At 68.3% G+C, this 23,382-nt stretch carries 25 protein-coding genes; 15 read left to right on the forward strand and 10 right to left on the reverse strand.

Features of this window, described 5'->3' with window-relative positions:
• Positions 1-31 precede the first annotated feature (31 nt).
• On the forward strand, positions 32-655 hold the full coding sequence (locus I1A62_RS36205) for a DUF3060 domain-containing protein (RefSeq protein WP_219457018.1): 624 nt from the start codon (positions 32-34) through the stop codon (positions 653-655).
• Here the strand turns inward: I1A62_RS36205 and I1A62_RS36210 are convergent, their stop codons facing one another.
• The 3 genes from I1A62_RS36210 to I1A62_RS36220 all read right to left on the reverse strand — a co-directional run bounded on the left by I1A62_RS36210 (position 656) and on the right by I1A62_RS36220 (position 4,045).
• On the reverse strand, positions 656-1,417 hold the full coding sequence (locus tag I1A62_RS36210) for an HNH endonuclease family protein (protein ID WP_219457020.1): 762 nt from the start codon (positions 1,415-1,417) through the stop codon (positions 656-658).
• Between the two features lie 74 nt (positions 1,418-1,491).
• Complete coding sequence (locus I1A62_RS36215; protein WP_124392527.1) at positions 1,492-2,652, reverse strand: alkaline phosphatase family protein; 1,161 nt, start codon at positions 2,650-2,652, stop codon at positions 1,492-1,494.
• Positions 2,653-2,698: 46 nt separating this feature from the next.
• A complete protein-coding gene (locus tag I1A62_RS36220) occupies positions 2,699-4,045 on the reverse strand; it encodes a cytochrome P450 (protein WP_219457021.1) in 1,347 nt (448 codons plus the stop codon).
• Positions 4,046-4,132: 87 nt separating this feature from the next.
• On the opposite strand from I1A62_RS36220, the gene I1A62_RS36225 reads away from it, so the two are divergent.
• Both I1A62_RS36225 and I1A62_RS36230 read left to right on the forward strand, forming a co-directional pair.
• The gene (locus tag I1A62_RS36225; protein WP_072947499.1) at positions 4,133-4,750 is read left to right on the forward strand and encodes a TetR/AcrR family transcriptional regulator; all 618 of its coding nucleotides are present in this window, start codon (positions 4,133-4,135) and stop codon (positions 4,748-4,750) included.
• Positions 4,751-4,798: 48 nt separating this feature from the next.
• Positions 4,799-5,728: an alpha/beta fold hydrolase gene (locus I1A62_RS36230; RefSeq protein ID WP_124392525.1), complete on the forward strand. Its 930-nt coding sequence runs from the start codon at positions 4,799-4,801 to the stop codon at positions 5,726-5,728.
• Between the two features lie 31 nt (positions 5,729-5,759).
• Here I1A62_RS36230 and I1A62_RS36235 read toward each other — a convergent pair whose 3' ends face one another.
• Positions 5,760-6,533: a VOC family protein gene (locus tag I1A62_RS36235; protein ID WP_124392524.1), complete on the reverse strand. Its 774-nt coding sequence runs from the start codon at positions 6,531-6,533 to the stop codon at positions 5,760-5,762.
• Positions 6,534-6,650: 117 nt separating this feature from the next.
• Here I1A62_RS36235 and I1A62_RS36240 point away from each other — a divergent pair, with 117 nt between their 5' ends.
• A complete protein-coding gene (locus I1A62_RS36240; protein ID WP_219457023.1) occupies positions 6,651-7,937 on the forward strand; it encodes a lactate 2-monooxygenase in 1,287 nt (428 codons plus the stop codon).
• Between the two features lie 4 nt (positions 7,938-7,941).
• On the opposite strand, the gene I1A62_RS36245 is transcribed toward I1A62_RS36240, so the two are convergent.
• Together I1A62_RS36245 and I1A62_RS36250 are read right to left on the reverse strand one after the other, a co-directional pair.
• A complete protein-coding gene (locus I1A62_RS36245; protein WP_179220067.1) occupies positions 7,942-8,238 on the reverse strand; it encodes a response regulator transcription factor in 297 nt (98 codons plus the stop codon).
• Between the two features lie 108 nt (positions 8,239-8,346).
• Positions 8,347-9,423: a DUF1524 domain-containing protein gene (locus I1A62_RS36250; RefSeq protein ID WP_219457025.1), complete on the reverse strand. Its 1,077-nt coding sequence runs from the start codon at positions 9,421-9,423 to the stop codon at positions 8,347-8,349.
• A 173-nt stretch (positions 9,424-9,596) separates the two neighbouring features.
• On the opposite strand from I1A62_RS36250, the gene I1A62_RS36255 reads away from it, so the two are divergent.
• The 3 genes from I1A62_RS36255 (at position 9,597) to I1A62_RS36265 (ending at position 11,649) form a co-directional block, all read left to right on the forward strand.
• Entirely contained in the window at positions 9,597-10,586 is a 990-nt protein-coding gene (locus I1A62_RS36255; RefSeq protein ID WP_124392521.1) for an alpha/beta hydrolase family protein, read from the forward strand.
• Positions 10,583-11,044, forward strand: a complete 462-nt coding sequence (gene arfB / locus I1A62_RS36260; protein ID WP_072947492.1) for an alternative ribosome rescue aminoacyl-tRNA hydrolase ArfB — start codon at positions 10,583-10,585, stop codon at positions 11,042-11,044. Before I1A62_RS36255 ends, arfB begins: the two co-directional genes overlap by 4 nt.
• 125 nt (positions 11,045-11,169) lie before the next feature.
• Positions 11,170-11,649: a sigma factor-like helix-turn-helix DNA-binding protein gene (locus tag I1A62_RS36265; protein WP_219457027.1), complete on the forward strand. Its 480-nt coding sequence runs from the start codon at positions 11,170-11,172 to the stop codon at positions 11,647-11,649.
• Positions 11,650-11,654: 5 nt separating this feature from the next.
• Here I1A62_RS36265 and I1A62_RS36270 read toward each other — a convergent pair whose 3' ends face one another.
• From I1A62_RS36270 to I1A62_RS36285, 4 genes are read right to left on the reverse strand one after another with little or no spacing between them, the layout of a single operon-like run.
• Positions 11,655-12,005: a VOC family protein gene (locus I1A62_RS36270; protein WP_124392519.1), complete on the reverse strand. Its 351-nt coding sequence runs from the start codon at positions 12,003-12,005 to the stop codon at positions 11,655-11,657.
• 40 nt (positions 12,006-12,045) lie between these two features.
• The gene (locus tag I1A62_RS36275) at positions 12,046-12,609 is read right to left on the reverse strand and encodes an SRPBCC family protein (RefSeq protein WP_219457029.1); all 564 of its coding nucleotides are present in this window, start codon (positions 12,607-12,609) and stop codon (positions 12,046-12,048) included.
• Positions 12,606-12,923, reverse strand: a complete 318-nt coding sequence (locus tag I1A62_RS36280; RefSeq protein WP_124392517.1) for a helix-turn-helix transcriptional regulator — start codon at positions 12,921-12,923, stop codon at positions 12,606-12,608. The genes I1A62_RS36275 and I1A62_RS36280 overlap by 4 nt, the downstream gene beginning before the upstream one ends.
• 33 nt (positions 12,924-12,956) lie before the next feature.
• On the reverse strand, positions 12,957-13,574 hold the full coding sequence (locus I1A62_RS36285) for a TetR/AcrR family transcriptional regulator (protein WP_219457030.1): 618 nt from the start codon (positions 13,572-13,574) through the stop codon (positions 12,957-12,959).
• Between the two features lie 156 nt (positions 13,575-13,730).
• On the opposite strand from I1A62_RS36285, the gene I1A62_RS36290 reads away from it, so the two are divergent.
• From I1A62_RS36290 to I1A62_RS36325, 8 genes are all read left to right on the forward strand, one after another.
• Positions 13,731-14,627, forward strand: coding sequence for a diiron oxygenase (locus I1A62_RS36290; protein WP_219457032.1), 897 nt, complete (start codon positions 13,731-13,733; stop codon positions 14,625-14,627).
• Entirely contained in the window at positions 14,624-16,435 is a 1,812-nt protein-coding gene (locus I1A62_RS36295) for a DUF4873 domain-containing protein (protein ID WP_219457033.1), read from the forward strand. Before I1A62_RS36290 ends, I1A62_RS36295 begins: the two co-directional genes overlap by 4 nt.
• A 38-nt stretch (positions 16,436-16,473) precedes the next feature.
• Positions 16,474-17,616, forward strand: a complete 1,143-nt coding sequence (locus tag I1A62_RS36300; RefSeq protein WP_219457035.1) for an XdhC/CoxI family protein — start codon at positions 16,474-16,476, stop codon at positions 17,614-17,616.
• Positions 17,617-17,691: 75 nt separating this feature from the next.
• On the forward strand, positions 17,692-18,597 hold the full coding sequence (locus I1A62_RS36305) for a xanthine dehydrogenase family protein subunit M (RefSeq protein ID WP_124392512.1): 906 nt from the start codon (positions 17,692-17,694) through the stop codon (positions 18,595-18,597).
• 2 nt (positions 18,598-18,599) lie between these two features.
• On the forward strand, positions 18,600-19,178 hold the full coding sequence (locus tag I1A62_RS36310; protein WP_095863487.1) for a (2Fe-2S)-binding protein: 579 nt from the start codon (positions 18,600-18,602) through the stop codon (positions 19,176-19,178).
• Positions 19,175-21,577 (forward strand): aerobic carbon-monoxide dehydrogenase large subunit, encoded by a 2,403-nt coding sequence (locus I1A62_RS36315; protein ID WP_124392510.1) that lies wholly within the window; start codon positions 19,175-19,177, stop codon positions 21,575-21,577. The genes I1A62_RS36310 and I1A62_RS36315 overlap by 4 nt, the downstream gene beginning before the upstream one ends.
• A gap of 30 nt (positions 21,578-21,607) precedes the next feature.
• On the forward strand, positions 21,608-22,492 hold the full coding sequence (locus tag I1A62_RS36320) for an XdhC family protein (RefSeq protein WP_219457037.1): 885 nt from the start codon (positions 21,608-21,610) through the stop codon (positions 22,490-22,492).
• Positions 22,489-23,376: a MoxR family ATPase gene (locus I1A62_RS36325; RefSeq protein ID WP_072946900.1), complete on the forward strand. Its 888-nt coding sequence runs from the start codon at positions 22,489-22,491 to the stop codon at positions 23,374-23,376. The genes I1A62_RS36320 and I1A62_RS36325 overlap by 4 nt, the downstream gene beginning before the upstream one ends.
• The last annotated feature ends 6 nt before the right edge of the window (positions 23,377-23,382 follow it).

A 23,382-nucleotide genomic window follows, 5' to 3' on the forward strand; every position in this document is an offset into this window, starting at 1 on the left:
GGTCCCGTCGGGGGCAGGAAAGCAGGGAGCGATGGGTGCCACCCGGCAGTCGGTCGCCGTCGCGGTGCTGATGTCCGCCGCCGTGACCCTCGCGGGCTGCGGCGGCGGGAACACCGGCGGCGGCGGCACCTCGACGGTCTCCGGCTCTGCGGTGGAACTGAACTCGGGCGGTGACTGCGCGGGCCGCGACGTGATCGTCAACCGGGACGGTGCCGGGGTCGTCCTCGAGGGCGAGTGCGGCACCGTCACCATCGAGGCCAACGGCGTCTCGGCGACCGTCGCCACCTCGAACGCGGTCGTCGTGCGCGGTCAGGACACCAACGTCGTCGGCGGGCAGACCGGAACGCTCACCATCTCTGGGCGCAGCAACAGTTCCACCATCGACGTCGTCGAATCGATCGAACTGCAGGGCAACGCCGTGACCGTGGTCGGCAAGCAGGCGGAGCGGATCTCGGTCACCGGAAGCGGGAACTCCCTGAACGTCGACGACTCCGGTGCGATGACGGTGAGCGGCAACGACAACTTCGTGCGCGCGGTGTCCCTCGACTCCCTCGAAGTGACCGGGTCCAACAACTCCGTCGACTGGGATTCCGGTGTGACGGCCCCCGCGATCGACACCGGTTCCGAGAACCGGCTCACCCCACCCGGAGCGTGATTATCGTGCGCCGCAGCCGGTGAGTACCGCGGCCATCGCATCGCGTTCGGGTGCCGTCACCCAGAGTCGGTACGCCACTTTCACTTCCACCTGCCGTGCCACGTAGGTGCAGCGGTAAGCCGCCAGCGGGGGCAGCCACGTCGACGCGTCGGCATCGCTCTTGCGCTGATTGGTGGGCCCGTCCACCGCTTGCAGATTGCGGGGATCGTTCGCGAGGTCGGCCCGCGTCTGCGCGTCGAGGAGCTGAGCGCCCTTCTGCCACGCGTCCGACAGTGCCACCACGTGATCGATCTGCACGGCGTCCGACGTCTTCGTGCCGCGGGTGAACGCAATGATGTTGCCCGTGTAGAGATCTCGCAACGTACCCGACTGCACCACGCAGTCGCGGGTGCGGTCCCGCGACGTGATGTCGACGAGGTCGCGGCGCAGGATGTCGTTGCGGGTGTCGCAGCCGTTGCGTCCGAGCGCGACCGACACATTGTCGGTCCAGCTGGGGCCGAACAGCTCCCGGTCGTACCCCGTCTTCGGTGCCCTCCCCTTCACCTCGAGGGTGGACAGCTGGGTGAAGGCCGTCTGGATCTGTTGTGCGTCAGTGTCTTCCGCCGGTGCGGCCGGTCCGGTTCCGGAGGCGAGGGTGTCGTCGGGGTCCGGTGAGAGCATCGTGACGAGCACGACGACGAGCAGGCCGGCGAGGATCCAGGGCCACTTGGTTCTGATGGTCGTGATGATGGAGCCGGTGTTCGGTACCGCAGAGCGGGGCATGAATCTCTCCTGAAATCAACGCTGTTCGTCATTTCTATCAGGAGTGACCCGGCGAACCGGTGAACGACCCGGGTTTACGTCGCGGCGGTGTGCAGCAGCGGAATCAGCAACTCGTCGTCGGTGAGCGCGCCGTGCTGCCCGGGGAGGGCCGACAGCCGCGACTCCGCCTTGCGCCGGACCACCGCGACACCGCCCTGCGCGATGGCGACGACGTCGCCGATGCGGCCCTGCACCTCGGATCGCACGGCGGGGCCGAACAGTCCCGCGGTGACGGCCTCGTCTCTGGTGCCGATCCACATGCGGTGTCCCAGTTCGCTCCTCCACCGGGCGGCGACGTCGTGCGCGGCCCCGGCACGCGCGTGGACGTGCCTGCACCGCGGTTCGCCCGCGAGCGCAACCACGCCGTCGGACAGCGCGGGTGTGTCGTCGAAGTCGATCTTGTCGGCGTCGTCGACGGTGACCATGCCGTGGTCGGCGGTGACGTGGAGCGCGGCGCCCGGTTGCGCGACCGCGAGTTCCGCGGCGAGTCTCTCGACGAGCCGGTCGACGAGGTCGAGTTGGTGCAGCCACGGTGCGGATCCCGGACCGTAGATGTGCCCGAGGGTGTCGATTTCGCTGAGATAGCAGTAGGTGAGCGTCCGCTCGCCGGATCGCGCCGCGGTGACGACGTGCGCGATCAGGTCGCCGTACGCGTGTATTCCCGCGAAGGTGCCGCCGCGGAGGACGGCGCGGGTGAGCCCGGACCCGTCGAACTTCGCCGGAACCACGGTGGTGCACGCGATACCGGCTGCCGCGGCGCGCTCGAACACCGTCGGTGCGGGCTGCAGGACCTCGGGGACCAGCCGGGTGAGTTCGTCGCCCTTGTGGCCCGCGCGCCACGACAACCAGTTGATCGTGCCGCGAACCTCACGAACGTATGACTGGTAGCCGGTGATGCCGTGACCGCCGGACGGCAGTCCCGTGCCGAACGACGCGATGCTGGTGGCCGTCGTCGTGGGGAATCCCGCCCGGATCGGCCGTCCCGTCAGGCTGTCGAGAAACGGGGCGCGCTCGCGATGACGACGCAGCAGGCTCCAGCCGAGGCCGTCGATCAGGATCACGACGGTGTGCCTGCTGTCGGGCAGGTGCAGCCGGTTCGGCTCGCCGGCGACACCCAGCGAAGCGAGGACGGACGGCATGAGGTTGGACAGCGTGGGCTGTGAATACACGTCGAGCGGGGGCGCCGTAACGGTCATGACTCCCACTATGGTGGATCGGCCGAGGCTGCACTACGGAGTCGGCTCAGTACAGGTCCACCGGCTGGCCGTCGGAGGGGAACGGCAACGAGGTGTAGTTCAGCGGGGCGACGTAGCCGGGGCTCACCTGCCAGTCGAATCGCTGCAGCAGGTGGTGCATGACCGTCTTGATCTCGGCGCCCGCGAAGTGCATCCCCAGGCATTTGTGCACGCCGCCGCCGAACGGCTCCCACGCGAACCGGTGGACCTTGTCCTCGCGGCGTTCGGGTGCGAACCGCTCGGGGTCGAACCGCTCCGGGTCGGGCCAGTACTCGGGCATGTGGTGGGTGAAGTGCACGACCACCGACATGTACGTGCCTTTCGGGATGTAGTGGCCGAGCACCTCGGTGTCCCGGACCGCTCGCCGCGCGACCACCGGGACCGGTGGAACGAGGCGCATGCATTCCTTCATGACGAGGTCGAGGTCGGTCAGTTCTTCGAGTTCCGCGTAGCCCGGGGTGGACGTGCCGAGCGCCGCGGACTGCCGCCTGCAGCGTTCCTGCCACTGCGGGTGCTGACCCAGGTACTGCATCATCGTCGACAGCGTGATGGTGGACGTGTCGTGCGCCGCCATCAGCAGGAAGATCATGTGGTTGATGACGTCGTCGTCGCTGAACCGTTGGCCGTCTTCGGATTCGATGTGGCACAGGGCGGAGAACAGATCTTCGCCCGCACCTGCGCGACGGGCCGGCAGGTACCGGCGGAAGAACTCCTCGAGTCGGCGGCGTCCGTCGATGCCACGCTTCCACCGTGTTCCGGGCAGTGGGTACCGCACCACCGACGTGGCGGCCTGCACGCAGTCGATGAAGGCCTTGTTGACCTCGGCCATCTCCCGTGGCGTCGACCCCTCGGCGCCGCCCATGAAGATGCTCGTGGCGAGATCGAGCGTCAGTTCCTTCAGCGCCGGGTACACGGTGAAACCCGGGGTGGGCCGCCACGCGTCGAGCCCCTTCTCGACGGCCGGATGCAGTGCCTCGGTGTAGCGCGCCAGTCGGTCCCGGGTGAAGGCCTGCTGCATGATTCGCCGGTGGACGAGGTGTTCGTCGCCGTCGAGGAGCATGAGCCCCCGGTGGAAGAACGGTCCGATCAGCACGCTCCACCCGTCGCTGTTGACGAAGGCGCGGTCCTTGTTCTGCAGCACGGCCTGGCAGCCGTCGGGGCCGAGCACGGTGACCCATCTCTTGCCGGCCATGCTCAGCCAGGACACGGGGCCGTAGCGGTCCCAGCGGCTCTGGAGCAGTCCCATCGGGTCGCGGAAGTACTCCAGGGAGTGTCCGATGACGGGGAATCCGGCATTCCCGGAGATGGGGCTGAGCGTGCTTTCCTGCGGCGGAGCAGCGAGAACTTTGGGCACGGGCACTCCCTCGTCGGGTATGTGACAGGACGCCATGTCAGATGTCTGTAGTGTGCGTCACACCAGCGGGTCTGTCAACATCGAGTCATGAGCCAGCCGGCGCGGCAGTACCGCGGGAGAAGTTCGGAGGAGCGCGCCGCCGAACGCCGTGCGCGACTTCTCGAAGCGGGACTGCAGGTCTTCGGGACCGTCGGCGGCGACAAGGCGACCATGACCGCCATCTGCGCCGAGGCGAAACTGACGGAACGCTATTTCTACGAGAGCTTCCGCGGCCGGGACGACCTGCTGGTGCAGGTGATCGAGGGGATCGCCGCGGAGATCGGCGAGGCCGCGCGCGTCACGCTCCGGACCGTGACGGGCGACCCCGAGGTGCGGGTGCGGGCGGCGATCGCGGCGTTCGTCGACATCCTGACCGCCGACCCGAGGAAGGGGCGGGTGTCGATCATCGAATCGGCGGGCGCCGAACCGCTGCGGACACGAAGACGTGAACTGCTGCGGGCGTTCGCGCTGCTGGTGGCGGAGCAGGCGAGGGAACTCTACGGCGACCGGGCGTGGTCGTCGCCGCAGGACGAGATCACCGCACTGCTGTTCGTGGGCGGGCTCGCCGAACTCATGACGGCGTGGCTGAACGGTGAGATCGAGGTGTCTCCCGAGCAGATCGTCGACGCCGCGACGTACCAGTTCACGTCGACCGCACACCGCTGAGAGGTCCCAAACGGAAACGTGACGACCGTCACGTGCGAAGCTGTGGGAATGGTGGATATCGCACGCCCACAGTTGGAGGGCACGGTCGCGGTAGGCGAGGGGCGTCGGCTCGGCTTCGCGGAGTTCGGTTCGGCACAGGGCAGGGCGGTGTTCTGGCTGCACGGCACACCCGGGGCGCGGCGTCAGGTGCCGATGGAGGCCCGGGCGTTCGCCGAACGAGAGCACGTCCGGCTGATCGGGATCGATCGGCCGGGGGTCGGGTCGTCGACCCCGCACCGCTACGGCGCAGTGATCGACTTCGCCGAGGACCTGCGCACGGTCGCCGACACGCTCGGCATCGACCAGATGGCCGTGATCGGCCTGTCCGGCGGCGGCCCCTACACACTCGCCGCGGCGTACGCGATGCCCGACCGTGTGGTCGCGACCGGCATCCTCGGGGGTGTCGCACCCACGAAGGGTCCCGACGCGATCCGCAGCGGGTTGATGGATCTCGCGGTGCTGGCGGCTCCGGTGCTGTCGGCGGGCGGCGTCCCGGTCGGGCTGGCGGCGAGTTCCGTCATCAGGCTTGCGAGGCCGTTCGCGTCGCCGATCATCGACCTGTACGGGCGGATGTCCCCGGAGGGCGACCGTCGTCTTCTCGCGCGGCCGGAGTTCAAGGCGATGTTCCTCGACGATCTGCTCAACGGCGGCAGCAAGCAACTCAGCGCCCCGTTCGCCGACCTCGTCCTGTTCGCGCGGGACTGGGGATTCCGGGTGAACGCGGTGAAGACCCCGGTGCGGTGGTGGCACGGCGACTGCGACCACATCATCCCGTTCCGGCACGGCCAGCACATGGTGTCGCTGCTGCCCGACGCCGAGTTCCACACGATGCACGGGGAAAGCCATCTCGGCGGCCTGGGCATGTCGGAGGAAATTCTCCGCTCGCTCCTCGACATCTGGGACGCCAGGGAGGCGCAGGCGCCGTTCGGCCCTGTCTGACGGTGGCGCGGCGCGCGCCACCGTCGCCGGGTCAGGACTGCAGGGTGGTGATCTGGAACGTGGCACCGAGGGGGTCGGCGACGGAGGCGAGCCGCCCGAACGGGGTGTCCTCCGGTTCGCGCCGGACGCTGCCGCCGAGTTCGGTCACCTTCGCGACCGCCGCGTCGGTGTCGCCGACGCCGATGTAGAACTGCCAGAACGAGGGGACGCCGTCGGGCAGGAACGAGTCGGCGTCCATGACGCCTGCCACGGTGCGGTCGCCGAGGTTGGCCTGGGAGTACCGGAATTCGTCTGTGTCGCCGAGGGTCTGATACGTCCAGCCGAACACGTCCGCGTAAAAGGGGAGCGCGGCCGCATAGTTGCGTGACAGCGTCTCGTGCCAGACGGGCGCGCCGGGCTCGTCGACGAGACCGAAGCCGGTGTGCTGATCGGCCTGCCACACGCCGATGACGGCGCCGGCGGGATCGCCGAGGATGGCGATCGTGCCCTGGTCGCCCACGGCCATTGCGGGCATCATCACCTGGCCGCCCGCCTCGGCGGCCTTCGCCGCCGTGGCCGCTGCGTCCTCGGACGCGAGGTACGTGGTCCACACGTTGCCGTACGGGTTGCCCTGCTGTTGCGGGCCAAGGCCCGCAATGGGTTTGCCGTTCATGCTGAAGATCGAGTAGCCGCCGTACTGCGGATCCTCGCTGGTGTCGGACCTCCACCCGAACAGTCCGGTGTAGAACGGAATGACCTGTTGCGGGTCGGAACTGGTGAGATCGATCCAGCAGGGAGCGCCGGTGAGGGACGGACGGTCGGGCATCGCGGTCTCCTAGGACGTCAGGGGGGTCGGGGCAGCGCACGGTGTGGTGCCGGTCACAAACCTACGCGTCCGCGCGACCCGGCGCCGGTTCGCGATGTGCTGTGGAAGACTCTGCGCATGTCTGCGAGCGAGAACCAGGACAGCCCGGGCCGGGCCCGCCAGAATCTGATCTACCGCGACGGCGTCCTCGGCCGCACACCCACCGTTCCCACCGACTTCGACACCCTCGAGCGGCGCGCGCGGCGGAAGATGAGCGCGAAGGGGTGGGCGTACGTTCACGGCGGCGCCGGGCTGGGCCGCACGATGCAGGCCAACCGCGACGCGTTCGACAAGTGGCAGATCGTTCCCCGGGTGCTGCGCGACGTCTCGAAGCGCGACATCGGGGTCGAACTGTTCGGCCGCCGCATCCCGGCGCCGGTGCTGCTCGCACCGGTCGGCGCCGCCGAACTTGCCAGGCCGGAGGCCGACGTGGCCATCGCCGCTGCCGCCGCCGAACTGGGTGTTCCGTACATCTTCTCCAACCAGGGCTGCGCGCCGATGGAGGAGAGCGCGGCGGCGATGGGCGACGCGCCCCGATGGTTCCAGCTCTACTGGAGCACCGACGACGACCTCGTCGACAGCCTGCTGCAGCGGGCGGCGAACATCCGGGCGGACGCCGTCGTCGTCACCCTCGACACGACGATGCTCGGCTGGCGGCCGGAAGACCTCAACCTCGGTTCGCTGCCGTTCGCGCAAGGGCAGGGGATCGCGCAGTACACGTCCGATCCGGTGTTCCGCCGGATCGTGCACGACCGGATCAAGGCGGCGGCGAAGAAGCCGGACGTCGAGGTGACGCTCGGCGCCGTCCGGTCACTGGTGTCGATGACCCGGCGCTTCCCGGGCCGCTTCCTCGACAACCTGCGGTCGCCGGAACCGCGGGCCGCCGTGGAGACATTCCTCGACATCTACTCCCGGCCGTCGCTGAGCTGGGCCGACATCGAGACCCTCCGCAGCAGGACGTCGCTGCCGATCCTCCTCAAGGGTGTGCTCCACCCGGACGACGCCCGGCGTGCGCTCGATGCCGGGGTGGACGGGATCGTCGTGTCGAATCACGGTGGACGGCAGGTGGACGGCAGTGTGTCGTCGCTGGACGCTCTCGTGGACATCGCGCCGGTCGTCGACGGCAGGCTGACGCTGCTCCTCGACAGCGGAATCCGCACCGGAGCAGACGTCTTCAAGGCGCTCGCGCTCGGTGCCGACGCCGTGACATTGGGCAGGCCCCACCTGTACGGCCTGGCCCTCGCGGGTCAGGCCGGTGCGCGGGACGCCACCGCCAACGTGATCGCCGAATTCGACCTCACGATGGGTCTCAGTGGTCTGACGTCGGTGGCCGAGATCGACCGGGACGCCCTGCGCAGGGCATAGGCCCTCAGAGTTCGGCGATGGTGATGATGCCGTCCTGCAGGGCCCGCACCAGCAGTGTCGTCTTGGTGGACGCGTCACGCCCCACCAGGGCGTACTTCTCGCGGATGCGGGTCAGGTGGGTGTTGACCGTGCCGAGGGCGATGTGGAGGTCGGCGGCGACGGCGAGCTTGGAGTCGCCGCGCAGCCAGTGGCGGAGAACCTCGATCTCGCGCGCCGACAACGCCGGCTTCTGATAGACGCGGGCGACTGGCGGTTCGTCCGTGTGTGGGGGGTGCCCGAGTGCGTCGGGTGCAGTGGTCATGCCGGTCTCATCTTTCTGACATGTACAGAAATGACTACAGGTACCCGACGTCCCTGCAGGCAGTTCAGGTTAACTGGTGGTGGCGGTGCGTGTCTCGGCAGCCCCGGATCAGCTCTCACAGCCGACACCGTCGCCGTCGCGGTCCAGGTGCGTGCCGTAGCCCGGTTCGCCGAGGTGGACCGGTGCGGCACCGGCCGCCCTGGCCGCCGAACAGTTCTTGTAATAGACGTCGCTCGGCCCCGCCGTGTCCACGAACGGGACGGGTGCGGGCGCTGGGGCGGGAACGGGTGCCGGTGCAGGCACAACGGCCGGGACCGGGTCGGTGGTCGGGGCGGGCGCCGCGGCGGGCGTTGCCGCCCCGCAGTCCTGGAGGACCCGGGCGATCGCATCGTGCTCGGCCTGCGTCACCCACAGCCCGTACGCGGCCTTCACCGCCACCTGATCCGCCACGTACGTGCACCGGTAGCTCTTGTTCGGGGGCAGCCAGGTTGCGGCGTCGCCGTCCGACTTCTGCTGGTTGGCCGGGCCGTCCACGGCCTTGAGGTTCCGCGGATCGTTCGCGAAGTTCACCCGGGTCGCGGTGTCGAGTTGCTGCGCGCCCTTCTGCCAGGCGTCGGACAGCGCGACGACGTGATCGATCTGCACGGCGCTCGACGTGCCCTCTCCGCGGACGAAGGAGACGGTGGTGCCGGTGTAGGGGTCGTGCAGGGTTCCGGTCTGCACCGCGCAGTCGCGGGTGCCCGGCTTGAACACGATCTGGACGAGGTCGCGCCCGAGGATGTCGTTGCGGGTGTCGCACCCGTTGTGGCCGCCCTCGACCGTGACGTCGTCGGTCCACGCCTGGCCGAACAGATCCCGGTCGTACCCGGTCTTCGGTGCGCGACCCTTGATCTCGAGACCGGCGAGCTGCTGCAGCGCGGCGGTCGCGTCGGCGCCGCCGAGCACCGCGGGTGCGACCGGTGAGAGCGCCAGCGCAGACGAAACCGGCACCGGTGTCGAAGAAATCGACGTGGCAGCCGCTATCGTCGAAGCCGCGGGCGTCGCCGACACGGATAAGGCCCGGGCCGATTGGTCGCCCTGTCCGGGACTGGCGCACGAGACCACGGCCACGGCTACGACGATCCCGCCGGTGATCCAGGGCCACTTCTTGCGAGCGGCAGATGATGTGGGCAGGGGAGACGTCATGCCGGTCCTTCAATGAACGTGGGGGTCGAATGTTCATCGCACGGAAGGCCTCTTCCGTTACTCGGCACATCGCGGGAACTGTTAGCATGCCCGGGACCGGAATTCGTGCGGGTGGAGGGCGGTACGCGGTCGTGACACGACATGTTTTACGGGGGAAATTGCGCACAGCGGCCGTGACGGCCGTGACCGTGACGTCCCTCGTTCTCGGCGGCGCCGTTGCGGCCGCCGATCCGGTCGTCGACACCGGTCGGGCGCTCGGTTCGGCGGCGGCGCCGAACGGTTCGAAGCTCGACCACGTCACCGTTATCGATCCGAGACATCTGACGCTGCACGTCTTCTCGGCGTCGATGCAACGCGTCGTGCCGGTGTACGTACAGCGGCCCGCCGACACGAGCGTGCCGAGGCCGACGCTGTACTTTCTCGACGGCCAGATCCGCCGGGAGAAGACCGATGTCGAAGAGTTCCTGGCCGACCAGAACGTGAACGTCGTCAGCCCGTCCGGCGGCGAGAACGCGTATTGGACGGACTGGAAGAGCCCCGACCCGGTCATGGGGGTGAACAAGTGGAAGACCTTTATGACTCAGGAACTTCCGCCGGTCGTCGACGCGGCTCTCGGTACGAACGGAGTTAACGCGCTCGCAGGCATGTCCAGGGTCGGCACCGCGGCGCTGCAGTTGGCGATCGCCGCCCCCGGCCTGTTCCGTGGCGTCGCCGCCTACAGCGGTTGCGCTCTGACCAGTGATCCGCTCGGCCAGCTGCTCATCAAGATCACCATGAACAACTACGGTTACGGCAATCCGGCCAACATGTACGGCGAGCCGGACGATCCGGCGTGGTCGGCGAACGACCCGTACGTGCACGCCGCCGAACTGCGCGGCACGGAACTGTTCCTCTCCAACGGCAACGGTCTGCCGGGGCGCTACGAGACCTTGGGCGGCCCCGGGATCGAGGGGAACGTCGGGGTGCTCGCGCGGCAGATCTACGCGGGTGGTCCGATCGAAGCGGTGACCAATTACTGCACACATCGATTCACGGATCGCTTGGGAGAACTGGGGATACCTGCAACCGCGAGTTTCCGTAACTCGGGTACACACTCGTGGGGATACTGGCAGGATGATCTGCACGATTCCTGGCCGGTGCTGGCTCGGGCGCTGGGAGTGTGAGCGAAGTTCCTCCGGTGTTTCCCGGCGGCGAGGTCACTGACGACCTGGAGATCACCCGGTCGCTCGTCGTCCCGGCCGCCGAGTTGCAATGGCGGTTCTCGCGCGCCGGTGGTCCCGGCGGCCAGGGAGTGAACACCACGGACTCGCGGGTGGAACTCCGGGTGAACCTGTGGACGTTGTCGACCCTGTCGCCCGCCCAGCTCGAACGCATGCAGGTTCAGCTGGGACACAGGCTCGTTGACGGTGTGGTCAGCGTGACGGCGTCCGAAACCCGTTCGCAACTGCGCAATCGGCGCGCGGCGCGGGCCCGGATGGCGGCGCTGCTGCGCGCGGCCGTCCTGGCCGAAACCCGCACCCGGCGTCCGACCAAGGCGACCAAGGGTTCACACCGGCGAAGACTCGACGCCAAGAAGCAACGCGGCCAGACCAAGAACTTGCGGAGGAAGCCGGACATGTAGGTGGTTTCACGCACCGGGAAATGGGGAACTTCCCGGATGTGTTGCCCCCTCGTGTGTCGGAAGATGAGTACGGAAGCGCCGTCACGGATGACCGGAGACGGCGAGGTCGGGGGATCGAGGGCAGCATGAGTGTGCTTGACGAGGAATTACATTCGGCGGCGACGGCCGCCGCGGCGGGGGATCGCGAGGCCGTGCGGCGGATGACGGCGACGCTGTGGCCGCAGGTGGTGCGGTATTGCCGTACCCGCGTGGGGAATTCCACGCAGGTCACGCGGCCCGCGGACGAGGTGGCGCAGCAGGCGCTGCTCGCGGTGGCGCGGCAGCTTCCGTCCCTCGCCTGCAGTGACCATCCGGTCCGTGAGGTGTACCGCGTGGTGAGCCGGACCGTCGCGGACGCGCAGGGTGGTTCCGGAAGCCCCGACCTTCCGGCGGAAGTGGCCCGATTACTGCACGGACTCGATCCCACCGCACGGGAGATCGTGCTGCTGCGGGTCATCGACGGACTGTCCGCGCACGACACCGCGGGTGTCCTCGGTCTCCCGGTGGGCCGGGTTCTGGTCGTGCAGCACGAGGCGCTGCGAGCCCTGCGGGCGAAGGTGGCCTGATCGCGTCAGGGCCGGCCGGAGAGTACGCAGAACTCGTTGCCCTCCGGATCGGCGAGCACCACCCAACTCTGCTCGCCCTGACCGACATCCGCGTGCCGGGCGCCGAGTGCGAGTAGCCGTTCGACCTCGGCCTGCTGATCGTCGGGCCGGAAGTCGAGGTGGAGCCGGTTCGGGATCTGCTTCCGGTCCGGAACGGCGACGAACAAAATCTCCGGGTGGCTGTCGGCCCGGGGCCGGATGTGGACGTCGCCGTCGGAGTCGGTCACGGCGCCCCAGCCCAGGGCCTCGGCCCACCAGCGTCCCAGGGCTGTCGGATCGACGGCGTTGACCACCACGGCTTCCCATTCCAGGCCCATGTGTCAACGGTACCGGGGAGCGGCGGACGGCCGTCGCGGATCAGGGCAGCGTCGGGTCGATCGGTTCGACGCCGAGGCGTTCGGAGTACTGCTCGTTGAGTGCGCGCCAGCCGTAGTTCATCGCGTCGGCGCCGACGATCGGCCCGATCGGGTGGCCGTCGAGCAGGGCCTCCGCGACGTCCAGGCACATGTGCCACCCGGCGGCCGTCATCGCCGCGGTGCGCTGGTCGTCGAGCGTGTGGCGCAGGGTCAGTCGGGCTCCCGCGTCGGTTTCCTCGATCGTCCACAGCAGAACGTCGTCACCCCAGGCGTGTTCGAGGACGTGCGGTGCCTCGGCGCGGATCACGGTGCCGTCGAGTTCGGTGCGGTCCGGCCCGTCGACCATGGTCAGAGTGGCGGGACCGACCGTGCCGAGGTCCCGGTCCGCGGTGTACGGCGCCCACTGCGGCAGCTCGCCGGGGTCGGTGAGCGCGGTCCACAGCGTCGACGGTGAGTGCGTGAAGTCGCGGACGAAGGTCAATGCCCATCGGTCGCCGTCGGGTTTTGCTTCGGCGTGCCGGAGTGGGCTGGGACGGTAGTCGCGTCGTGCGTCCGACTCGGTCATGACGAGGTCTCCTTCGAATCGAGGTGCCGCCCCAGGGCGTCGAGGTGGTGTGTCCACAGGCGGCGGTAGGGTTGCAACCACTGCTCGAACTCGTCGAACGGTTCGCGGTGCAGGCTGTAGATTCGCTGCTGGGCAGCGGTGCGGCAGGTGACGAATCCGGCCTGTCGCAGCACCCGCAGGTGTTTGGACACGGTGGGCTGGGGCAGTGCGAGCTGGTCGACGAGTTCGCCGACGCTGGCGTGGCCGTCCCTCAGCCGTTCGAGGATCCTGCGCCTCTGCGGTTCGGCGACCACCGTGAACACGTCCGGTGCCATGACCCCGAGTATGCCCCTACGCGTATATACCCGTCAAGGAATATGCACGTCCGGTTGCGGCATGAACGCGATCGACAGCAGTGACCGGACGAACTCGCGCAACGCCTGCTCGTCGGACGTGTCCACGATTCCCTCCGTGATGACGAGGGAACCGATGATCCGGAACGCCCACTCGGAGATGGCGGTGGGACTCACCCCCGATAGTTGCTCGGGAGTGAACAGGCGCTCGAAGTGGGGAGTCAGAAGTTGTGCGCCGAGCTCGATCATCGGCTTCGCCTTCACCGTGAACCAGGGGAGCACCACCTCGGGGTCGTCGCGCAATCCCTTCTGCAGCAACCGGTGCCCGCGTGCGTACTGGACAGCGAACACGACGGCGTCGACGAATCGCACCTGGAGTTGGCTCTGCCGTCCCCGCAGTATCGGGTCGAGCACGACGAAGAAGCGGGAGATCTCCCGCTGGAAGAGGGCCTCGAGGATGGCGGACTGGTCGCCGACGTGCTTGTAGAGCGTGGGCCGCGACAGTCCCGCTCGCTCGGCGATGACCGCGTGCAGTCGGGTGCTGTACCCGAGTTCGATCAGGCACTGTTCGGCCGCGTCGAGGATTACCTCCCGAAGTTCGCTCGGGGTCGGTGTCGTCGGCCGCGTCCTCACGGCCCTGATTGTGCTGGTCGGGTGGGGTGGGCGCAAACCGGAAGGCGCAAATGTGAACTCGAGTTACAGACAACCATTGACCTGGATCACACCCGGGTTTACGTTTTACCTATAAACGGCAACGAGAAGGAATCGCTCTCGACGAAGGGATCAGCGATGTCTCAGCGTTCACACACGATCGACCGGGAGGAAGTCGCCGGCAGGCTCCTCGCAGGCTCCGTCAAGCGTTCGTACGCTCCCGTCGTCGACATCGACTGGGACGCGCCGCTCGAGGACGGCAAGTACTTCCTGCCGCCGCAGGTCCTGTCCCTGTGGGGGACCGAGATGTGGGACCGGATGAGCGAGGCGCAGCGCATCGAACTGTCCCGGCAGGAATCGGCGAACATCCTCAGCGTCGGAATCTGGTTCGAGAACATCCTCAACCAGGCGCTGCTGCGCGCGTTGCTGCACAACGATCCGAGTTCGCTGCACACCCGGTACATGCTCACCGAGATGGGCGACGAGTGCAGGCACATGACGATGTTCGGGCGCGCCATCGAGCAGATGGGTGCCAAGCCTTTCCAGCTCCGGTGGTACCAGGCAGTCGTGGTCAACGTGCTGCCCAAGACATTTCGCGGAACCATGCTCTGGGTGGCCGCGCTGATCGGCGAGGAGATCTTCGACGCCACACAGAGGCGCGTCGTCGAAGACCCGCAGTTGCAGCCGATGATCTCCCGGCTGATGCGGATCCACGTCACCGAGGAGTCCCGGCACATCCGGTTCGCGCGCGAGGGGGTGCGTCGCCGCGTCGCGGAAGGCCACCGGATCGACCGGCTGTGGGTCGGCACGCTGCAGGGGATCGGCGGTCCGCTGTTCCAGCGGCTGTTCACCAACCCGGCCATGTACGAGCGGGCCGGATTGGATCCGAAGGAGGCGCGTCGACAGGCGCTGGCAAATCCGAACTTTCGCGAGAATCAACGCCGCGGGTTCGAATCGCTGGCCGCGTTCCTCGAGGAGAACGGCCTGATGCGAGCGACCTCCCGCGCGCTGTGGCGGCGCGGGGGCTTCCTGTGAAACCCGGAACCGCTGAACCGGACGTCCTCGTCGTCGGTACCGGATTCGCCGGATTGTGCATGGCGATCAAGCTGAAGGAGGCGGGGCAGGAGAACTTCGTCGTCCTCGAGAAGGCCGATCGCGTGGGCGGAACGTGGCGGGAGAACACGTACCCGGGATGCGGGTGCGACGTGATGTCGCTGATGTACTCGTTCTCCTTCGCACCCAACCGGAAATGGACCCGGATGTACGCGCGGCAGCCCGAGATCCTCGACTACATCGAACGCGTGGTCCGCGACTACGACCTCGCACCCCACATCCGGTTCGGCGCCGAGGTGATCTCCTACGACTTCGACGAGACCACGGACCGGTGGCGGGTCGAGACCCGGGCGGGTTCCGTGTTCCACCCGCGGATCGTCGTCGCGGGCCCGGGGCCGCTGCACAAGCCCAGCGTTCCCGCATTCTCCGGGCGAGAGTCGTTTCGGGGAACGGCATTCCATTCCGCCGAATGGGATCACTCGGTCGACCTGACCGGCAAGCGGGTCGCGGTCGTCGGCACGGGAGCGAGTGCCGTGCAGTTCGTGCCCGAGGTCACGAAGGCGGCCGCACACGTCGACGTCTTCCAGCGGACGCCGCACTGGATCCTGCCGAAGCTGGACCGCCCGATCACCGCAGGCGAGAAAGCGGTGTTCAAGGCTGTTCCCGGCGTGCAGAAGGCCTACCGCCACGCGATCTACTGGAGCCATGAATCGCTGATCGCCGGTTTCCTGCATCCACGACTGATGACGGTGCTGGAGTCGGCCGCCCGCGGACTGTTGCGGAGGCAGGTGCGCGACCCCGCCCTGCGTGCCACTCTGACCCCCGACTACACCATCGGGTGTAAGCGAATTCTAGTGTCCAGCAACTACTATCCGGCCCTGCAGCGGGAGAACGTCGACCTCGTCACCTCGGGTATCTCGGAAATCGCCGAGCACGGGATCCGCACCGAGGACGGGCGCATGCACGACGCGGACGTCATCGTCTACGGCACGGGGTTCGCGGTCGGCGACAGATTCGAGAACGAGCACATCGTGGGTCGTCGCGGGCTGACGATCCAGCGGGCCTGGCGCGACGGCATGGAGGCATATCTCGGTGTCGCGGTCACGGGGTTCCCGAACTTCTTCCTCATGATGGGACCGAACTCCGGAGGCGGCAATCAGTCGATCGTCTTCGTCATCGAGGCCCAGGCGCACTACATCACCCGATGCCTGGCGCTGATGAAGAAGCGCGACGCGACGCGGATCGAGGTGCGGGCGGGCGCACAGCGTGAATTCAACCGGGTGATCCACCGCAAACTCGCGGGCTCGGTGTGGAATTCGGGTGGTTGCGACAGCTGGTACCTCGATTCCACCGGCCACAACCGGGCGGCGTGGCCGGGTTCGAGCGCGTCGTACTGGCGGCGTCTGCGCACCCCCGACGACCGGCACTTCGAGCTGAGTTCGCTCGCCGAACGCGAGGACGACACCGAGTACCGGGGGCCGGGAGTGCTCACGTCCGGCGACCTGACCGTGGCCGTCGAGGTCTTCCTGAACGGTCACCTCGAACCGCTGGACGGGCTCTACCACTGGTACGGCCGCGTCGTCGGCGACGGCGTCGACGCGGCGAAGCAGCGCAACCGCACCCCGCTGTTCCTCACGATCGGCGACGGTCCCGAGGTGCCCGCCGCCCTCGCCGAGCGCGACCCGTGGGGCCACTTCCGGATCGCCGGGGTCGGTACGCCACCGTTTCCGCTGGCACCGGTCGACGTCGAGGTTCCCGTCTCCCGGGCCAAACTCGCGTCCGCGGAATAAGCTTGGAGGCGAGTCGGACTCGAGCGGGAAGGGTGCTGATGCGCGACGTGCTGGCAGACCTGATGGCGGTGTGGACGGCGGGCGGAACGGCGGGCGTCGGGACGGTGGTCCGCACGTTCCGCTCCGCGCCGCGGCCGGCGGGGGCGTCCATGGTCGTGGCACCCGACGGCAGCGCGTCCGGTTCGGTGTCGGGCGGGTGCGTCGAGGGGGCGGTCTACGAGCTCGCCACCGACGTCGCGGCGACGGGGACGCCGGTGCTGCAGCGGTACGGGATCAGCGACGAGAACGCGTTCGAGGTGGGTCTCACCTGCGGTGGAATCATCGACATCTTCGTCGAGCCCGTCTCGCGGGACAATTTTCCGGAACTCGGTGAGATCGTCCGGGACATCGAGAACCACCGGCCGGTCGCGGTCGCCACCGTCGTGGCGCATCCCGATTCCGCCCGGGTGGGTCGCCGGCTGATCGTCCGGCCCGAGGACGTGAGCGGTGCCCTCGGTTCGGACCGCGCCGATTCCGCCGTCACCGACGACGCCCGGGGTCTCCTCGCGGCCGGCGGCAGCACGGTGCTGACATACGGCACCGACGGTCAGCGCCGCGGCGAGGGGATGGAGGTGTTCGTTGCCAGCTATGCGCCGCGGCCGCGCATGCTCGTGTTCGGGGCCATCGACTTCGCGGCCGCGGTGGCCCGGCAGGGTGCCTTCATGGGATACCGGGTGACGGTCTGCGACGCCCGGCCGGTGTTCGCGACGCACGCGCGGTTCCCGACCGCGGACGAGGTGGTGGTGGACTGGCCGCACCGGTACCTGGCCGGCCAGGCCGAGGCCGGTGCCATCGACGGCCGGACCGTGATCTGCGTCCTCACCCACGACCCCAAGTTCGACGTCCCTCTCCTCGAGGCGGCGCTACGCCTCCCGGACGTCGCGTTCATCGGTGCCATGGGATCACGCCGAACAGACCTGGACCGGCGCGAACGCCTGCGCGAGGCCGGTCTGACCGACACCGAACTCGACCGGCTGTCGAGCCCCATCGGCCTGGATATCGGCGCCCGGACGCCCGAGGAGACGGCGGTGTCGATCGCCGCCGAGATCATCGCCCGCCGGTGGGGTGGCACGGGGCGCCCGCTGGCGGAGTCGAGCGGTCGCATCCACCACGAGGAACCCGTCGATTCCCTCGTCGAATAGGGCGGTTCACCGGGGTTGACGGGCCACCGGTTCTTGCGGAGGCTGAAAGGATCCACATTTGTGAGGTAGGTCACAATGCAAGTACCAGGATCCTTCGAATACGAGCGTGCAACGGGTGTCGACGACGCGATCGCCCTGCTCGACCGGCTGGGCGACGAAGCCCGCCTCGTGGCAGGCGGCCACAGCCTGCTCCCCATGATGAAACTTCGTCTCGCCAATCCCGAGTACCTCATCGACATCAACGACCTCGAGGGCGAACTCGGATACATCACGACCGAGCGGTCGAGGGTGCGGATCGGTGCGATGACCCGGCACCGCCGGCTCCTCGAATCCGACGAACTCGCGGCGGCGTTCCCACTGTTCCGCGACGCGGAGAAGGTGATCGCAGACCCGGTGGTCCGCAACCGCGGAACCATCGGCGGATCGCTGTGCCAGGCGGACCCGGCCGAGGACCTCACGACGGTCTGCGGTGTCCTCGGCGCCACGTGTGTGGTGCAGGGACCCGGCGGACGCCGCGAGATCCCCATGTCCGAGTTCATGGTCGGACCGTACGAGACGGCGCTCGCGCACAACGAGATGCTCATCGAGATCGTGATACCCGTCCACGGCCACAGCTCCAGCGCCTACGCCAAGGTCGAACGGCGAACCGGGGATTGGGCGGTCACCGCGGCCGGAGCGGCCGTCACGGTGGAGGGCGGCGAGATCGCCCGGGCCGCTGTCGGCCTGACCGCGGTCGACCCGGACCCGTCCGGGCTCTCGGACATCGCCGACTACCTGACCGGACGCCCCCCGTCCGAGGAGGCGTTCGCCCAGGCCGGACGGATGGCTGCGCAGGTCTGCTCGCCGGTCGGCGACGCCCGCGGCACCGTCGACTACAAACGTCATCTCGCATCCGAACTCACGATCCGCACACTCCGTACAGCGGTCGACCGGGTGCTCCGCAGCGACGTGGAGCACGAGCCGACCGGAGAAGAGGCATAGCCATGCAGGTGAACATGACCGTCAACGGTGAAGCAGTGACCGCCGAGGTGGAACCGCGCATGCTGCTCGTCCACTTCCTCCGCGACCAGCTGGGTCTGACCGGGACCCACTGGGGCTGCGACACCAGCAACTGCGGCACGTGCGTCGTCACCGTGGACGGCGATCCGGTGAAGTCGTGCACGATGCTCGCCGCGATGGCCGGCGGGCACGACGTCCGCACGGTCGAGGGCCTCGAGCACGACGGCGAACTCGATCCCGTCCAGCAGGGGTTCATGCAGTGTCACGGACTGCAGTGCGGGTTCTGCACGCCCGGCATGATGATGACGGCGCGGGCCCTGCTCGACCGCGAGGAGAGCCCGGACGAGGCCACCATCCGGGAAGCGATTTCCGGGCAGATCTGCCGCTGCACGGGGTACACCACGATCGTGCGCTCGATTCAGTGGGCCGCCGACCACCGGGCCGGTGAAGCCGCCGAGCCCGAACCGGCAGGCGACTTCGACGCGGACGTCCAGGAGGACACGACGCGGGGCGCCGAGGGCACGCCGAAGACAGTCGAAGAACATGTGGGAAGTGCGTCATGACCACCGTCGAATCGCGTCCGCCCTCGGGCGACGCCGACGTAGTAGACAACGACAAGAAACCGTGCGGCCACGGTCGCATGCTCCGCAAGGAGGATCCCCGCTTCATCCGGGGGCTCGGAAACTACGTCGACGACATCACCCTCCCCGGCATGCTGCACCTGGCGATCCTGCGGTCGCCGGTTGCGCACGCGCGGATCGTGAGCATCGATACCACTGCGGCGCAGGAACTTCCGAAGGTAACGGCGGTGGTGACGGGTGCCGATCTCGCCGCGAAGAACCTCGCGTGGATGCCGACGCTGTCCAACGACGTGCAGGCCGTGCTGGCCACCGACAAGGTGCGCTTCCAGGGCCAGGAGGTCGCGTTCGTCATCGCCGAGGACCGCTATTCGGCCCGCGACGCGTTGGAACTGATCGACGTCGAATACGACATGCTCGACCCCGTCGTCGACGCCCGCGCGGCGCTGGCACCCGATGCGCCGGTCATCAGGGACGATCTCGACGGCAAGACAGACAATCACTGCTTCGACTGGGAGACAGGCGATGCCGCCGCGACCGAGGCCGTGTTCGCGAAGGCGGACGTGGTGGTGAAGCAGGAGATCGTCTATCCCCGGGTGCATCCGGCGCCGATGGAGACGTGCGGTGCCATCGCCGACATCGACCGGGTATCCGGCAAGCTCACCCTGTACACCACCTCCCAGGCCCCGCATGCACACCGGACGGTGTACGCCCTGGTCTCCGGTATCCCGGAGCACAAGATCCGGGTGGTGTCGCCGGACATCGGCGGCGGATTCGGCAACAAGGTGCCGATCTACCCGGGATACGTGTGCGCGATCGTCGCGTCGCTCGTGACGGGCAAACCGGTGAAGTGGATGGAGGATCGCAGCGAGAACCTGATGAGCACCGGGTTCGCCCGCGACTACATCATGGTCGGCGAGATCGCGGCCACCGCGGAGGGCAAGATGCTCGCGATCCGCACGAAGGTGCTGGCCGATCACGGGGCGTTCAACGGCACCGCGGCCCCGGTGAAGTATCCGGCGGGCTTCTTCGGCGTGTTCACCGGCAGCTACGACATCGAGGCGGCGCACTGCGCGATGACGGCGGTCTACACGAACAAGGCGCCCGGCGGGGTGGCGTACGCCTGCTCGTTCCGGATCACCGAGGCCGTGTATCTCGTCGAACGGCTCGTCGACTGCCTGGCATTCGACCTGAAGATGGATCCGGCGGAACTGCGGCTGAAGAATCTGCTGAGGCCGGAACAGTTCCCGTACACCAGCAAGACGGGATGGGTGTACGACTCGGGTGACTACGAGACCACCATGCGCAAGGCCATGGACATGATCGGCTACGACCACCTGCGGGAGGAGCAGAAGGAACGCCGCGAGCACGGTGAGCTGATGGGAATCGGCATGGCGTTCTTCACCGAAGCTGTCGGTGCCGGGCCCCGGAAAGACATGGACATCCTGGGTCTGGGCATGGCCGACGGATGCGAACTGAGGGTCCATCCCACCGGGAAGGCCGTCGTCCGGTTGTCGGTGCAGACCCAGGGGCAGGGTCACGAGACGACGTTCGCGCAGATCGTGGCGGAGGAACTCGGCATCCCGCCGGACGACATCGACGTCGTCCACGGCGACACCGACAACACGCCATTCGGGCTCGGCACGTACGGCAGCAGGTCGACGCCGGTGTCCGGGGCGGCGGCCGCGCTGGTCGCCCGGAAGGTGCGGGACAAGGCGAAGATCATCGCGTCCGGGATGCTCGAGGCGTCGGTCGCGGATCTGGAGTGGGAGAAGGGCGAATTCCATGTGAAGGGCGACCCGTCGGCGAAGGTGACCATCCAGGACATCGCGATGCGGGCACACGGCGCAGGCGACCTGCCGGAGGGCATCGAAGGCGGACTAGAAGCGCAGATCTGCTACAACCCCGAGAATCTGACGTACCCGTACGGCGCGTACTTCTGCGTCGTCGACGTCGATCCCGGCACCGCCGTGGTGAAGGTGCGGCGGTTCCTCGCCGTCGACGACTGCGGCACCCGCATCAACCCGATGATCATCGAGGGGCAGGTCCACGGCGGCATCGTCGACGGCATCGGCATGGCGTTGATGGAGATCATCGAATTCGACGAGGACGGCAACTGCCTCGGCGGGTCGCTGATGGACTACCTGATCCCCACCGCGCTCGAGGTGCCGAAACTCGAGACCGGCTTCACCGTCACCCCGTCGCCGCATCACCCGATCGGCGCCAAGGGCATCGGCGAATCGGCGACGGTCGGATCGCCCGCGGCCGTGGTGAACGCGGTCGTGGACGCGCTCGCGCCGTTCGGGGTTCGGCACGCCGACATGCCGCTCACCCCGTCCCGGGTGTGGGAGGCCATGCAGGGCCGCGCGACACCCCCGATCTGAGTGTCGCCCCGTCGGCTGCGAGGAGGCCCGATGGATCTGAAAGAGCGTGCGGCGCAACTGGTGCGCGACCGCAGGCCGTTCGTTCACGCGACCGTGGTGCGGGCGCAGCCGCCGACGTCCAGTCACACCGGCGACGAGGCGATCCTCCTGCAGGACGGGACGATCGAGGGTTTCGTCGGCGGGCAGTGCGCGCAGAACTCGGTGCGCACGGCCGCGCTGGGCGTGCTGGAGCGCAACGAGAGCGTGCTGCTGCGGGTCCTTCCCGACGGGGCCGTGCAGTTCCCGGAGACCCCGGGCGCGGCCGTCGTGGTGAATCCGTGCCTGTCCGGCGGTGCCATGGAGATCTTCCTGGAGCCGCAGGTGCCGCCGCCGCTCGTCCGGATCTGCGGCACCACGCCGATCGCGCAGTGTCTGGCGGGCATAGCGGAATTGCTGGGGTTCACCGTCGAGCACGACGACGCCGGGCAGTTCGCCGGCACCACGGCCGTGGTGCTCGCCGGCCACGGCGGACCCGAAGCGGAGGTCATCCGTGCGGCGCTCGACGCGGGCGTCGGGTACGTCGGGCTCGTCGCCAGTCGGACCCGCGGGGGAGCCATCCTCGACACCCTGGGGCTCACCGAGTCCGAGCGGGCGCGGGTGCACACCCCGGTCGGCCTCGACATCGGGGCGCGGACGTCGGCGGAGATCGCGGTGTCGATCGCGGCCGAGTTGGTGCAGCAGTTGCGGAGAGCGGGACTGCGGGCGCCGGAGGACGGTTCGGCCTCGCGGGCGGCGGTGGAGGCGGTCGATCCGGTGTGCGGGATGCGCGTCGTCGTGGGACAGGACACCGTCCACCTCCGGCGCGACGGCCACGACTTCTGGTTCTGCGGGCCGGGGTGCCGGGCGTCGTTCGCGCAGGAGACGGGAGCGGTATGACGGAGGGGTTCGAGGATGTGGCGGACGTGGTCCGGCGGTTCGACGCCGAGGACTATCTCCTGGACCTCGGAACCGCGTCGGCGCTGTACCTCGGGGCGGTCCTGCGCCGTCCGCTGCTGCTCGAAGGCGAACCCGGAGTCGGCAAGACCACCGCGGCGAAGGCGCTCGCGACCGTTCTCGGTGCGCCCCTGATCCGGTTGCAGTGCTACGAAGGCCTCACCGCGAACGAGGCGCTCTACGACTGGAACTACCAGCGACAGCTGCTCACCATCCGGCTGGCCGAATCGCGGGGCGACGGCCTGACCGAGGACGACCTGTTCACCGAGGAATTCCTGCTGGAACGTCCGATCCTGCACTGTGTGAGATATCGGGGACCGACCCCGCCCGTGCTGCTGATCGACGAGATCGACCGGGCCGACGACGAATTCGAGGCCCTGCTCCTCGAATTCCTGGGGGAGGCGTCGGTGACCGTTCCGGAACTGGGGACGTTCACGGCCGAACATCATCCCGTCGTCGTGCTGACGTCCAACCGCAGCCGCGACCTCCACGACGCGCTGCGCAGGCGGTGCCTGTACCACTGGATCGACTACCCGGAGCCGGCGCGGGCGGCCGCGATCGTGCGTCGCACGGTGTCCGTGGCATCGGAACTCCTCATCGAGCACGCCACCCGATTCGTCGGCCGTGCCCGCGACCTGGATCTCGACAAGCCCCCCGGAATCGCGGAGACGATCGACTGGGTGTCCGCGCTCGCGGCGCTGGGTGTGGCCGATCTGGTGCGCGAAGACGCGATCTCGAGCCTGAGTGCGCTCGCGAAGACCCCGGACGATCGCACAATGGTTCAGGACGCATTCGTCGACTACGCGCGCGGCCTGGCCACCGGATGAGAGGGT

It is taken from the genome of Rhodococcus sp. USK10 (genome assembly GCF_019378875.1).
Taxonomy (GTDB): Bacteria; Actinomycetota; Actinomycetes; order Mycobacteriales; family Mycobacteriaceae; genus Rhodococcus_F; species Rhodococcus_F pseudokoreensis.

What these genes read in the sequence shown, in the direction of transcription:
- I1A62_RS36205 (WP_219457018.1), top strand. Translation starts at nt 32, where the DNA reads ATGGGTGCCACCCGGCAGTCGGTCGCCGTCGCGGTGCTGATGTCCGCC.
- I1A62_RS36210 (WP_219457020.1), bottom strand. Translation starts at nt 1,417, where the DNA reads ATGCCCCGCTCTGCGGTACCGAACACCGGCTCCATCATCACGACCATC.
- I1A62_RS36215 (WP_124392527.1), bottom strand. Translation starts at nt 2,652, where the DNA reads ATGACCGTTACGGCGCCCCCGCTCGACGTGTATTCACAGCCCACGCTG.
- I1A62_RS36225 (WP_072947499.1), top strand. Translation starts at nt 4,133, where the DNA reads ATGAGCCAGCCGGCGCGGCAGTACCGCGGGAGAAGTTCGGAGGAGCGC.
- I1A62_RS36230 (WP_124392525.1), top strand. Translation starts at nt 4,799, where the DNA reads ATGGTGGATATCGCACGCCCACAGTTGGAGGGCACGGTCGCGGTAGGC.
- I1A62_RS36235 (WP_124392524.1), bottom strand. Translation starts at nt 6,533, where the DNA reads ATGCCCGACCGTCCGTCCCTCACCGGCGCTCCCTGCTGGATCGATCTC.
- I1A62_RS36240 (WP_219457023.1), top strand. Translation starts at nt 6,651, where the DNA reads ATGTCTGCGAGCGAGAACCAGGACAGCCCGGGCCGGGCCCGCCAGAAT.
- I1A62_RS36245 (WP_179220067.1), bottom strand. Translation starts at nt 8,238, where the DNA reads ATGACCACTGCACCCGACGCACTCGGGCACCCCCCACACACGGACGAA.
- I1A62_RS36250 (WP_219457025.1), bottom strand. Translation starts at nt 9,423, where the DNA reads ATGACGTCTCCCCTGCCCACATCATCTGCCGCTCGCAAGAAGTGGCCC.
- I1A62_RS36265 (WP_219457027.1), top strand. Translation starts at nt 11,170, where the DNA reads ATGAGTGTGCTTGACGAGGAATTACATTCGGCGGCGACGGCCGCCGCG.
- I1A62_RS36270 (WP_124392519.1), bottom strand. Translation starts at nt 12,005, where the DNA reads ATGGGCCTGGAATGGGAAGCCGTGGTGGTCAACGCCGTCGATCCGACA.
- I1A62_RS36275 (WP_219457029.1), bottom strand. Translation starts at nt 12,609, where the DNA reads ATGACCGAGTCGGACGCACGACGCGACTACCGTCCCAGCCCACTCCGG.
- I1A62_RS36280 (WP_124392517.1), bottom strand. Translation starts at nt 12,923, where the DNA reads ATGGCACCGGACGTGTTCACGGTGGTCGCCGAACCGCAGAGGCGCAGG.
- I1A62_RS36290 (WP_219457032.1), top strand. Translation starts at nt 13,731, where the DNA reads ATGTCTCAGCGTTCACACACGATCGACCGGGAGGAAGTCGCCGGCAGG.
- I1A62_RS36300 (WP_219457035.1), top strand. Translation starts at nt 16,474, where the DNA reads ATGCGCGACGTGCTGGCAGACCTGATGGCGGTGTGGACGGCGGGCGGA.
- I1A62_RS36305 (WP_124392512.1), top strand. Translation starts at nt 17,692, where the DNA reads ATGCAAGTACCAGGATCCTTCGAATACGAGCGTGCAACGGGTGTCGAC.
- I1A62_RS36310 (WP_095863487.1), top strand. Translation starts at nt 18,600, where the DNA reads ATGCAGGTGAACATGACCGTCAACGGTGAAGCAGTGACCGCCGAGGTG.
- I1A62_RS36315 (WP_124392510.1), top strand. Translation starts at nt 19,175, where the DNA reads ATGACCACCGTCGAATCGCGTCCGCCCTCGGGCGACGCCGACGTAGTA.
- I1A62_RS36320 (WP_219457037.1), top strand. Translation starts at nt 21,608, where the DNA reads ATGGATCTGAAAGAGCGTGCGGCGCAACTGGTGCGCGACCGCAGGCCG.
- I1A62_RS36325 (WP_072946900.1), top strand. Translation starts at nt 22,489, where the DNA reads ATGACGGAGGGGTTCGAGGATGTGGCGGACGTGGTCCGGCGGTTCGAC.